Source organism: Gluconacetobacter azotocaptans (assembly GCF_014174355.1).
GTDB classification, from domain to species: Bacteria; Pseudomonadota; Alphaproteobacteria; order Acetobacterales; family Acetobacteraceae; genus Gluconacetobacter; species Gluconacetobacter azotocaptans.
This window is the reverse complement of sequence record NZ_JABEQF010000015.1, coordinates 55833-68011: the sequence shown is the minus strand read 5'-3', so window position 1 is coordinate 68011 and position 12179 is coordinate 55833. Positions and strand designations below refer to the sequence as shown.

Sequence of the window (12179 nt, the reverse complement as noted above, 5' to 3'; positions counted from 1 at the left end):
ACATTTCCAGGACGGGACGCATCTCACCCCGGCGTCGGGCGAACTTGCACCCCGCCCCGCCGTAATTTAACCGCAATACGGACCGAGCCTGCCCGGATCGGCCGGACCACAGGTATAGACCCGAAGATACGTCAGAAGACCTCATGGACAACGACCAGTTCGACGATGCCCTGCTCCGCTCCGCGATGGAACGTGCCGCGATCTACGGATGGCGGCGGCTGACCGTCGTCGACGCCGCGCGCGACGCGGGCATCCCGCTGGACGACGCGCGCCGGCGCTTCCCGCTGAAGCCCTGCATCCTGCTGAAGCTGGGGCGCCTGGCCGACGAATCCGCCCTGGTCGACGACGGCAGCACCGGCACCCCGCGCGAGAAGCTGTTCGACCTGCTGATGCGGCGGTTCGACGTGCTGCAGCAATATCGCGCCGGCGTGCGCGCGGTGCTGCGCGCCCTGCCCTTCGACCCGGCCCTGGCGCTGCTGCTGGGCGGCGCGACGCTGGAGAGCATGCGCTGGATGGCCAGCGCCGCCGGCCTGGACATCTCGGGGGTTGCGGGCGCGCTGCGGGTCAAGGGGCTGGTGGGCGTGTGGGCCTACACCCTGCGGGCCTGGGACCGCGATGACAGCGAGGATCTGTCGCGCACCATGGCCACACTGGACCAGGCACTGGACCGTGCCGCCCGCCTGGGCAATCTGCTGGAACGCCGCTCGGCCTCGCCCATCGCCGAAGGGGCAATGACGGGCGCAACCGACACCGACCCGTCCGTGGACCTGCCGCTGGACCCGTCGCCCGACCCGTTCTGACCCCCATCCGGCCAAAGGGGGCATCTGCCCCCTTTACGCCACCGGGAAGAACACATTAGAAGGGCGGGGCCGAGCGGAATCGGCATGTTGGGGCGTAGCCAAGCGGTAAGGCAGCGGATTTTGATTCCGCCATTCGGAGGTTCGATCCCTCCCGCCCCAGCCACAGCCCTGCGATGGCCCCATCCGGGCCCGGCGTTCCGATCGAAATCACGAAAACGCGCGATCAATACATGGATTGATCCTGACCGTCATCCGGTCACGCCGGCCGATATACGGGCCGGTCATAGTCAATACTGCCCCACGGCCGGCAAGCCGGCCGTGGGGGCGTCATGCGACGCGAAAAAACGGTTCAGACCGCCTTCTTCAGGTTCGGGCTGGCCTTGAAGCGCACTGTCTTGCCGGCCTTGACCTTCACCGGGTCGCCGGTACGGGGGTTGAGCGCCTTGCGCGCCTTGGTCTTCTTGACCGTGAACGTCCCGAACGACGGCAGCGTGAAGCCGCCTTCCTTCTTCAGTTCCTTGACGATGGCGGAAATCAGGTCGGATGCTGCCTGGTTGGCGGCGACGCCGGTGCAGTCGATCGAATCCTGGATTACCGCGGCGATGAAGGCCTTGCTCATTGAGACTGTCTGCTCCTTAGTCAAGTTACCACGGGACAACGTCGTGACCGGGCCTGCCGTTCACGACGTCTTGCGTCGGAGGTCGCGGCTTGTAGCGCGCACTTTCATCTTATGCCAGAAAAAATTTCGACGCATGGACAATCTTGCTGACATGGACTGCAAAAGCCGCCTCCCTTTCCGAAAGGGTCGATTCCCAGAGGCATCTGGCCAAGGTCCTTTTTGTCATAACGATCCCGGACTATTTCAGGTCGCGCGTCCGTGACCCGCATCGTCTGCCTGTTCGCGCAGTACGACCCCGCGGGGCGTCTGGCGCCGCATGTGCGCCATTACCTGACCGAACTGGCCGCCTGCGGGATGACGATCCATCTGGCGCTGTCGGGCACGGCCACGACAGATGCCGAAACCGCGCGATTCTGCGCCCGCCACGGCATCGCCGCCCATCCCCGCCCCAATGACGGTCTGGATTTCGGCGCATGGCAGGACCTGCTGGCGGCCGGATGCGCCGAGGGTGCCGACCGCATCGTGCTGGCCAACGACAGCGTGTTCGGCCCGCTGCGCCCCCTGGCGCCGATCCTGCGCGCCATGATGGACCGGCCGGCCGACGTCTGGGGGCTGGTCGAATCCCACAGCGTCGCCTGGCACCTGCAATCGTGGTTTCTGTGCTTCACCGCTCAGGCGCTGGACCATCCGGCGATCCGCCGGGTCCTGGCCCAGCCCTTTGCCCTGATGAGCAAGCCCGAAATCGTCCTGCATGGCGAGGTCGGGCTGGGGCTGGCGATCCGTAGCGTCGGCCTGCGCGCCGTCGCCGCCTGGCCGGACCGCAGGACGGGCCTGCGCCGGCTGGTGCCCACCAACCCGATGCATGCCGACTGGCTGTCGGTCGCGCGGTCGGACAAGGTGCCGTTCATCAAAGTGGAACTGCTGCGCGACAATCCCAGCGGGATTTTCTGGACCGGCCGCTGGCGCGCGCTGGTGGCACGCAACCCGCATTTCCAGGCGGAATGGATCGAGGCCTGCCTGCGCGACCAGCCCCGCCGGAGTGCGACCCGGCGCGCGGGGTGGAAGATGCGCCTGCTCTACCCCTTCCTCAGCCGCGACCGAGGCGCGGTTCTGGCCGCCCTGCTGACGGGATGCGGCGGCAGGGGGTGAAAGGCCGGGCTCCGCCCGAACCCGGCAAGGGCCTCGGCCCTTGCATCCCATTCGTTTCAGAGAGTCCGGGACTCCGGCGCGACTACGCCGCGCAGCAGGTCCAGCAGGTCCCGGGCCTGGGCGTCCCACGTCGCCAACCGGTCCTTGAACGGGTTGACGTAACCGTCGAAGCGCCCCCGATCCAGCAATGCGCTGACCGCCGTTGCAAGATCGGCGGGCGTCGCGTCGAGCCCGATCAGCGTGCCGTTCACGCCGTCGACGATATCCTCGGCCTGCCCGCCGGGGCTGGACGCCACCACCCAGACGTCGCGGGCCAGGGCTTCGCGCACCGTCAGCCCATAGCTTTCCGGCCAGCGCGAGGGAAACAGCAGCACGTCGATGGAATCGAAGAACGCATCCATCGTTTCGCCGTCGTAAGCCGCGACGATGTCCAGTTGCCCCCGCACCCGCCATTCCGCAACGTCGATCGAGCGGAGGCCCAGATTCAGCTTGTTGTCCACCAGGCGCAGTATCCAGTCCGGCCGGTCCAGCCCCTCGAACGCCGCGCGGATCAGCGGAAAGCCCTTCACCGCCTCGGTTCCGCCGACATAGCCGAAACGCGGCACCAGCTCGGCCGGGCGGCCGGGGCGGGGCCGCGCCGGCCAGCGGAAGCCATTGCGGTTCACCACGATCCGCGCCGGATCGACCCCGTTCGCGATATGCAGTGTGCGATGCGCGGCGCTGGGGCTCAGCAGCAGCGCCGCGTCCCGCAATCCCTGACCCAGCAACACTGCCCGGTCGTCCAGATAACGGGCCTGCGGGCGACAGCGCTGGCACACGCGCGGGTCGATCCGCGCCTGTCCGCAGAACCGGTCGTCGGCGCGCACCATGAACTGCCGGTCGCATAGCCACCAGGCATCATGCAGGGTCACGACATAGGGAATGCCGCGTTCGCGACAGACCCGCAGCATGCCGGCCCCCAGCCCCTGCGGCGCATGGACATGCACGACGTCGGGCCGGAAGGCGGCGATGAAATCGGCAAAGACCGGGGTTGCCGCGGGGTTGTCGAATGCTGCGATCGCGTCGCCGTCCGGTGGCATATCGATCGACAGGACGGGCACGTTCCCCTCCTGGTAGCGCAGGGCGGAATGCGGCCGGCCGGCGATCGCGGGGCGCGAGGTCAGGACCGCGACCTCCACCGCGCCGGTCGCGCGCAGGCGCCGGACCATCTCCTCCGCCACCAGGGTCGCGCCGCCGAAACTGCGCGGCGCGTAATAGACATTCACACACAGCACCCGCAGCCGCCCGTCCGTCGGCGGGATGGCGGGCGTGCCGAAAACCGGCGCGACCTGTTGCCGCGCCACCCGGTCGGGCGCGTAACGCGTCATGACGTCGGTCCGCCCGCAGGCGCCGATCCGGCGGCGCAGGCCGGCATCGTCCGCCAGGCGCCGCAGAGCGTGCGCCCAATCGTCGTCGGTGGCAGCCAGGCAGCCGTTCCGGCCGTCGATGATCGCATCGGCGAACGCGCGGCGGGGGGAACAGACCGACGGCAGGCCCAGGATCGCGGCTTCGATATATTTGATGTTGCTCTTGGCGTCGTTGAAAATGCAATCTTCCAGAGGAGCAATGGCGATATCCGCCTGGGCCAGCAGCGCCAGATAGTCCCGATAGGGGCGGCCGGGCAGGATCTCCACCCGGTCGCCGAACGCGGCCAGTTCCCCGGGTACCGCCAGGTCGCCGACGATTTGCAGCCACAGGCGCGCATCCGCCGCCATCGCGGCGACCAGCCCCGGCACGGCCACGCGAAAATCGGCGTCGTGGGTCCGTGTCCCCGACCCGTAGATGACCACCACCGGTCCGTCGCCGTCATCCCGTGCCTGCCCCGCCCCCAGCCCGGCGACAACGGCCAGGGTCTCGGCATCCAGCGCGTTTTCGATCACCGCGACATCGCGCAGGCCGGCGGCGCGCATCGCCTCGGCCAGAGCGGGAGTGGAGGCGATGCCCCGGTCGCAGGCCAGCATGCAATTTCGGAACAGCCCAACCCCCAGCAGCAACTGTGCACGTTCGGCGTCGGGCAGGGTAGCGAGGTTGCCGTTGCGCAGATACAGGTCGCGGTCGAAGATCAGGTCATCGACCTCCCACCAGCACGGCAGCGACAGGCGCCTGGCCTCGGCCAGCAGGGTTTGCACCGAATCGAAGGCCGGCACGCGATAGAAGACGACCTGCGTGCAGAATTGCAGGGCCGTCAGCACCGGGCCGGTGTCGCGCCAATCCACGACCCTGCACGCCCAACCCAGATATCGAAGCTGCTCCACCCTTTGCCAGACACGATATTTCGCGCATTGGCCCAGGCTGAGTTCCGCAATGATCAGGATCCGGGGCGCCAGCCCGTCCGCCCCGACGGCCCGCACATAGGCGTCGTGCGTAGCGGCAGGCGTCAGGCCGGCGTGCGGCGGCGTGGAACGAAGGGCATGCCGGATCCGGCGGGCCACGCGCCGGGTCGTCCGGATGGCGCCGTCCTGCCGCAGACGTACAACCGCCTGCCGCAGCGGCTGGCCCGTGGGCGTGCGTCCCAGCGCCAGCGCGCGCACGGCGCGCAGCAGACGCACCAGACGGCCCGAAAGGGACCGCTCCTGCAGCCGGATCAGATGCGCCAGCCGGTCCAGATCGTCGCGCGCGGCGACAGCCCGCATATCCTGCAACCGCGCGCTGGCCCGGTAGAGGTCCAGACGGTCGTCGGACCGCGCGTCGCCCAGCCGATCCGCCGGATGGGAGTCCACGCGCCGTGTCAGCTGAGGGTGAAGTCGCTGGCTTTCAGGTCGTTGACGCCCAGGAACGTGATCCTCGTGCTGTCGGACAGCTGGATGGTCGTATTGCCCCCCGACACGGTGGCCGCGTCCAGGACGGACTGCAGCCCGTTATTGTTCTCGTAGCCATATTGGTACAGTGCGGCGACATTGCCGGCCGACCGGCCGAAATCGGTGATGACGTTATCACCGCCGCTGCTGGGCCCCTTGGTGAAGGCGAACAGATTGTCGCCCAGCCCGCCCGTCATCGTGGCGCTGCCCATTCCGCCGACCAGCGTGTCGGCGCCGGTGCCGCCGATGAAGGTCGCCGTCCCGCTGTCGGCAAACGCATGCAGCGGACTGCCGGACAGCGACCCGTCCAGTGTCTGGTTGCCTTCATTGGCCACGAACAGCGTATTGCCCGAACCGTTCACCGACATGTCCAGGCCGCCGGCGCCGAAGATCGTGGACTGGCCGGCCGTCACGGTGGTCATGCCCGTGCCGTTCAGGAAAGTCAGGCTGCCGGTCACGCTGATGCTGTTGCCCACGCCCTGGTTGACGACCAGGTCGCCCGCGGCCGAAATCGTGTCGGACATGCCGCCGGCGATGGTGCCGGTGGTACCGGTGAAGGACACCGTGTCCCGCGTTGCGCCCGACACCGTGCTGCCGCCCCCCACGGCGATGGTGCTGCCGGCGGCGGTGTCCTTGACCCAGGCGTTGGATCCCAGCGAGACCGAGGAATTGCCGCCATAGATCGTGACCGACTGGACGCCCGCCACACCGAGGATCGTATCCTGGCCCCACGACGCCACTGCGTTCGACCCGTCGCCCAGATAAATCTGGTTGTCGCCCGCGCCGGCATTCACCGTGTCATTGCCGCCGCCCGTGTCGACGATATCGTTGCCCGACCCGGTTTCGATCGTGAAATTTCCAGCCTCGCCAACGAAGGTATTGTTCCCCGCCGTTCCCAGGAACGACCCTCCGCCGTCCCCCGCCAGGAACGTGGTCCCGCCCAGCGTTCCGGCAACGACATCGACGGGCGTGGTCACGCCGCGCGCGTTGATATCCACCGGCGTCGTCAGCACGGGCGACGAGGCGGCATCGGTCGACAGCGCGCCGGCAACGATATTCACGTACGCGCCGTCCAGCGCGTAGGCTCCGCCGACGGTGATGACGCCCACCGCGTTGTTGGCGGTGGACATATTGCCACCGCTGCGCAGGGTGGAAAACGTCTTGCCGGCAGCCGTATCCTGCAGGGTCTTGGCATAGGCCCTGGCCAACGACAGCGTGTCGCCGCCATCGACGGTCACATTCACCGTGGCGCCCGAGGCGCCCATTACGGTTACAATCGCCACCTGTCGTGCTCCCTACCCATGTTTCCCGGCCATCCCCGGACATGCGGACGGCCGGCGCACACCGCGCCAGACGCTTCCATCCCCGGAACAACATGGACAGGAAACACGGCAGATATTCCCAAAATATTAACGTCTGCCCTGAAGGGATAAAGAAATCGCCCCTCTGGCTCCGGACGACGACATTCGATGGATACCGACGAACGCCCCCCCTCGTTCCCGCCCCTGCGCGGCTACCCGATCGGGACCGACCATCTGGCGCTGCTGGGCCGCGACGGCCTCGACCCGTTCTTCTGCGCGCCGCCGGTCCTCGATTTCGACCCGGCGACCTGCGCCATCCTGCCGTTCCTGGCCTGGGTGACGACGCTGGCCCGGCCACGCCGCATCGGCGTCAGCGGGGGCGAGCCGGACCACGCCGCCATCGCCGTGCTGCTGCGCGACGTCGCGCGGCGCCAGCGGCTGACCACCAGCATCCACATCCTGCCACCGGACAGCACCCCGCCACATGACCGGTTCGATCTATTGTATCTGGATGTCCGCCTGGGCGGCGCACCGGACCGTCTGGCGCCGCTGCTGGCGGAGCGGGGGGCGATCCTGCTCCATGGAGGCGACCCGGCCTGGCCGGACGGCCCGTCCGTGTCCCTGCCGCTGGGCGACGGGCTGGTGCTGGCGACGCGGGGTCCCGGCCCCCTCGCCGCGCTGTGCGCGCTGCTGGCGGGGGACGACCCTATGGACGATCACACCCCAGCCAATATCGTGGACCGCTTCGCCGCCATCGGCGCGCACTGGGCAGCGCGGCGCCATCTGGTCGAGGCACGGGCCGATCTGGCCCGGGCCCGGCAACAGATCAGCCGCCTGCGCCTGGACGCCATGGAACTGCGGCTGGCCCTGAACCGGCAGGATGCCCCGCCGCCCGTCCCCACCGCCCCCCTACCCCCGCCACCGGCGGCCCCGCCGGGTCCGCTGCACCGGATCGCCCACGTCCTTGCCCACGTCCTCGCCCGCCGCCTGCGCGCCCCCGTGCCGGACGCCCCCCCACCCGCGCCGGGGCGGCGCTCCCTCCGTCGCGTCCTGTTCGTGTCGGGCGAACCCGCAACGCCCGGCACGCTGTACCGGGTGGCGCGCAACGCCGCCGCCTGCCGCGCCGCCGGGTTCGACGCGCGCTGCCGGGACTGCGCGGCGGTCGGGCCGGAGGACGTGCACTGGGCCGACCTGATCGTGCTGTGGCGGGTCGAATTCAGCGGCCATGTCGACACGCTGCTGGCGCTGGCGCGGGCACGCGGCACGGTGCTGGCCTTCGACGCCGACGACATCGTGTTCGAACCCTCCCTGGCCCGCGCCGACCTGATCGACGGCATCCGCACCGGCGGCGCCCCGGTGGCCCGGATCGAACGCATGTTCTCGGACATGCAGCGTACCCTGCAGGCCTGCGACTTGGGCGTGGCGCCCACCCGGGCCCTGGCCGAGCGGATGCGCCCCTTGGCGCCGCTGACATTCGTCTGGCCGAACATCTACGACGCCGAAACCCTGCGCCGGTCGCGCCAGGCCGTGCGGCGGCGCGCGGCCTGTTCGCCGGACGGGCTGGTGCGGATCGGCTACGCCACCGGGTCGCGCACGCACCAGCGCGACTTCCGCCAGGCGCTGGCGGGCCTGCTGCGCGTCATGGAACAGCGCCCCGCCGTGCGGCTGGTCCTGTTCCGCGAGGCCGGGGGCGGGCGTCCCCTGCTGCTGACCGACGAATTCCCCGAATTGCGTCCCCACGCCGCGCGGATCGAATGGCGCGACATGGTGCCGCTGGCGGCCCTGCCGGACGAAATGGCGCGCCTGGACATCTCCATCGCCCCGCTGGAGGTCGGCAACCCGTTCTGCGAAGCCAAAAGCGAACTGAAATTCTTCGAGGCCGCGCTGGCCGGCGTGTGTTCCGTCGTCTCGCCCACCGCGCCATTCCGCGACGCGGTGCGCCACGGCGTCACCGGCATGCTGGCCGACGGCGCCAGGGAATGGGCCGAAGCCCTGCTGACACTGGTGGACGACCCGGCCCTGCGCCGCCGCATGGCCCGCGATGCGTTCCACACCGTGCTGTGGGATTACGGGCCGCAGCGCCAGGCCGGCCTGCTGGCCCCGGCGATCGCGGGGCTGGCCGGCGACGCCGAAGCCGCGCGCGCGGGTGAGATCGCGCTGGCGCGCGGCGCCTGGCGCTGCCGCGGCGTGCCCGACATCCCCGACAGCGACATCCTGTTCGCCCGCGACCAGTTGCGCGACGCCGCCGTAACGGTGGTCGTCACCGCCTATAATTATGCCGAGCACGTCATCGAGGCGCTGGAGTCGGTGCGCGGCCAGACGCTCGCCTCACTCGATCTTATCGTGGTGGACGACGCCTCGTCCGACGACACGGCGGCGCTGCTGCTGCCCTGGGCCGAACGGCATGCGGCGCGGTTCAACCGGTTGCTGATCCTGCGCGCGGTCCGCAATGCCGGGCTGGGCGGCGCGCGCAACATCGGCATGGCGGCGGCGGAAACCCCCCATGTCCTGCAACTGGACGCCGACAACCGGCTGCTGCCCGAGGCATGCGCCACGCTGCTGGCGACCATCGGCGACGCCGGATACGCTTACCCCGTCATCCGCCGCTTCGGTCGCGCCCAGGGCCTGCTGGGCGACGTCCCGTTCCACCCCGGCCGCCTGGTGGGCGGCAACAATGTCGACGCCATGGCGCTGGTGGCGAAATGGGCATGGGCCGCGGCCGGCGGCTACTACGTCCGGCGCGACGCCATGGGGTGGGAGGATTACGACCTGTGGTGCACGCTGGCCGAATACGGCATCGCCGGCACCCATGTGCCCCGGATCCTGGCCGAATACCGCGTCCACGACGCCGCCATGACCGACACGCTGACGGAACAGCCAGGCCACAAGCCGGCCGTCGTCGCCCTGCTGCGCGCCCGCCACCCCTGGGTCTGCCTGACGGCGCCGGAAGTCCGGAACCGAGGCTGATTTCGGGCGTCGCCCGAACCCACCAGGGCCTGAGGCCCTGGTCCCCGATTTTCATGACCGGTTTCCCCAAGGTTGCGGCTTACCGGCATTACGGTGCCATTATCCACTGTGGCATGCTGACGACCAATGTGGATCCGTTGTCCGAAGCGCTTTCTGCAAGGCGCACGGTGAAATTGCCTTTCGGAATACGCCAGCAATCGTGCGCGGCATCGAAACGTGCGAGAATACGCGGATCAAGTGTCACGGTCGCAGTTTTGCTTTCCCCCGCAGCCAGAACGATGCGTTGCCACCCGGCCAGTCTGCGCCCCCCTCCATCGGGGAGGGTCACATAGATCTGGGGCACCGCCACGCCTTGACGTTGGCTGATATTCTTGACGGTGAAGCTGGCTGACAGGCTTTTCGAGCCGGGATGAAGCTGAAGACCGTCCAATTGGAAATTCGAGTAAGAGAGCCCAAAGCCGAACGGAAAAAGCGGCGTCTGATGCTGGCGATCGAACCAGCGATAACCGACCTCGCTTCCTTCGTCATAGAAAAGCTCCTGATCGGTATGGAACTGCACATCGAAGACGGTTCTCGCATTGACGCCCGCAATATCCGGATGGGCCAGTTGCGTTGTTGCGTATGGGAACGTCATGGGGAGATGGCCTGACGGATTTGCCAGGCCATAGAGAAGGCGGGCGATGGCCTGTCCGCCTGCAGCACCCGGATACCAGGCTTCCAGGACGCCTTCGACGTCGTTCACCCATGGCATTTCAACCGGATTACCCGTTTCCAGAACCACGATGACATGCCGGTTGGCTCTCGCCAGCGCGGCGATCAGGTCATTCTGTTTGTCCGGTAGTGCCAAATCGGAAGAGTCGATGGATTCCACCGACCATTTAGTTGCAAAAACCACGACGGCATCGGCGTGGCGCGCTGCATTGCCTGCTCGCGCGATATCTGTACCGGACTCATATGTCACGGGGCCCAACCCGAGCGCCTGCATGGCTTTGAGCGGAGGCGAGCGGAAATAGACAGGCGCTCCGGGCCACGGGAGACTGGTCTCATCTACCGGAACAGCGTTTCCGCCGATTGCCGAAACCTGTGCCGAACCGCCGCCGGAGAGAACGCCTGCATCCGCGTGACCACCAACGACCAGAACATGCATACCCCGGCGAAGCGGAAGGATGTTGTGCGCGTTCCTCAGCAGGACTGCTCCTTCTTCTTCATCCTTTTGTGCGACGGCCATGTCTGCTGCAACATCGATCGGGCCGATCATTGGAGGATGATCGGGGAGCCCGACGTCGTACACGGCATACAGGATGCGCTGGGCCATATCGGCTACGCGCTCTTGCGGAACTTGTCCCTTGTGGACGGCATCCGCCAGCGCGTTCCCGAAAAAGAGTCGCGAATCAATGGTATTTCCTGACGATTCCTGATCGAGGCCGGCAAGCGCGGCGCGCACGGTCGTGTGGTCCGCCCCCCAGTCGGACATGACAAAGCCGGGATAGTTCCAGTCCTGCTTGAGGGTTTGCGTCAGGAGATATGAATTCTCGCAGGCGTAGAGATCATTCACCCGATTGTAGGAACACATCACCGAGCCCGGATGTCCAACCTCAATGGCGATTTCGAAGCCGAGCAGGTCGCTTTCCCTCATAGCACTGGGGCTGATATTGGCGCTCATCGTCATCCGCGATGTTTCGAGGTCGTTCATCGCGAAATGTTTGAGGGTGGAAATGACATGGCGGGACTGAATGCCTGCGATCGTCGCGCCGACGATGCGGCCGGTGAGCAGGGGGTCTTCGCCTGCGTATTCAAAATTGCGGCCGTTGCGCGGGTCGCGGGTCAAATCCGCGCCTCCGGCAAGAAGGACGTTGAACCCGGTGCGCCACGCTTCCGAACCGATCATGCGCCCCCCTTCGCGCGCCATATCGGGGTCCCACGTGCTGGCGGTTGCCAGACCTGCGGGGAGCGAAACGACAACGCCATGAGCGCGCACGTGACGCGGATCTCCGACGCCTAATCCTGCATCCGAATATTCCAGATTGGGCAATCCGAGGCGCGTGGGAAATTTGAGGAAGGCGGCTGATCCGAGGGCCCCCTCAGGAATGGCAGCCGCGCCGAATCCACCGCCGTCACGGCTGTAGACAATAGCTAATTGCTCATCCAGCGACATCGACTTGACGAGTTGGCTGCTCCGTTCGGTCGGGCTTTGAGCAAATGCAGATTGCAGTGACAGGAAGGTCGTGGCGATGGCAAGAGCAAAACGAGCTTTCACTGGAAATAAATTCATCGCCTGACCTGCTTGAATCGTAATAAAAAAGTTGATCTGTTTGCATTGGGAACAAACGAGCTGTCAATTCAGACCTTCACGCCATTCGAGGCAGGAGCGAGAAGCGAAAAGAGCTGAAGCGACTGACATGAGGCGGTACCTGCCAGCAGGCATCTGACCCCAACGTCCGCTGTCGAGAATTTCGTGCCCGGAAGCGAACCGGCAGCCCACTTCAATCAGCCGTATTTGCAAACG

The 12179-nt window shown here is 67.3% G+C and carries 7 protein-coding genes and 1 tRNA gene; 4 read left to right on the top strand and 4 right to left on the bottom strand.

Annotated elements, in window-relative coordinates; all coding sequences use genetic code 11:
- Positions 1–143: 143 nt before the first annotated feature.
- Both HLH34_RS15695 and HLH34_RS15690 read left to right on the top strand, forming a co-directional pair.
- A complete protein-coding gene (locus HLH34_RS15695) occupies positions 144–800 on the top strand; it encodes a TetR family transcriptional regulator (RefSeq protein ID WP_183120507.1) in 657 nt (218 codons plus the stop codon).
- An 88-nt stretch (positions 801–888) separates the two neighbouring features.
- Positions 889–963: transfer RNA gene (locus tag HLH34_RS15690), tRNA-Gln, on the top strand.
- Between the two features lie 186 nt (positions 964–1149).
- Here the strand turns inward: HLH34_RS15690 and HLH34_RS15685 are convergent.
- Positions 1150–1419 carry an HU family DNA-binding protein gene (locus tag HLH34_RS15685; RefSeq protein WP_182944817.1) on the bottom strand — a complete coding sequence of 90 codons (270 nt, stop codon included), beginning with the start codon at positions 1417–1419 and terminating at the stop codon, positions 1150–1152.
- A 258-nt stretch (positions 1420–1677) separates the two neighbouring features.
- Here HLH34_RS15685 and HLH34_RS15680 point away from each other — a divergent pair, with 258 nt between their 5' ends.
- Positions 1678–2568, top strand: coding sequence for a rhamnan synthesis F family protein (locus tag HLH34_RS15680; RefSeq protein ID WP_183120506.1), 891 nt, complete (start codon positions 1678–1680; stop codon positions 2566–2568).
- A 56-nt stretch (positions 2569–2624) separates the two neighbouring features.
- Here HLH34_RS15680 and HLH34_RS15675 read toward each other — a convergent pair whose 3' ends face one another.
- The gene (locus HLH34_RS15675) at positions 2625–5240 is read right to left on the bottom strand and encodes a glycosyltransferase (protein ID WP_183120530.1); all 2616 of its coding nucleotides are present in this window, start codon (positions 5238–5240) and stop codon (positions 2625–2627) included.
- A gap of 95 nt (positions 5241–5335) precedes the next feature.
- Positions 5336–6688 carry a beta strand repeat-containing protein gene (locus tag HLH34_RS15670; RefSeq protein ID WP_183120505.1) on the bottom strand — a complete coding sequence of 451 codons (1353 nt, stop codon included), beginning with the start codon at positions 6686–6688 and terminating at the stop codon, positions 5336–5338.
- A gap of 186 nt (positions 6689–6874) precedes the next feature.
- On the opposite strand from HLH34_RS15670, the gene HLH34_RS15665 reads away from it, so the two are divergent.
- Positions 6875–9673, top strand: a complete 2799-nt coding sequence (locus tag HLH34_RS15665) for a glycosyltransferase (RefSeq protein ID WP_183120504.1) — start codon at positions 6875–6877, stop codon at positions 9671–9673.
- Positions 9674–9761: 88 nt separating this feature from the next.
- Here HLH34_RS15665 and HLH34_RS15660 read toward each other — a convergent pair whose 3' ends face one another.
- Positions 9762–11930, bottom strand: coding sequence for a beta-glucosidase family protein (locus HLH34_RS15660; protein WP_264784160.1), 2169 nt, complete (start codon positions 11928–11930; stop codon positions 9762–9764).
- Between the last annotated feature and the right edge of the window lie 249 nt (positions 11931–12179).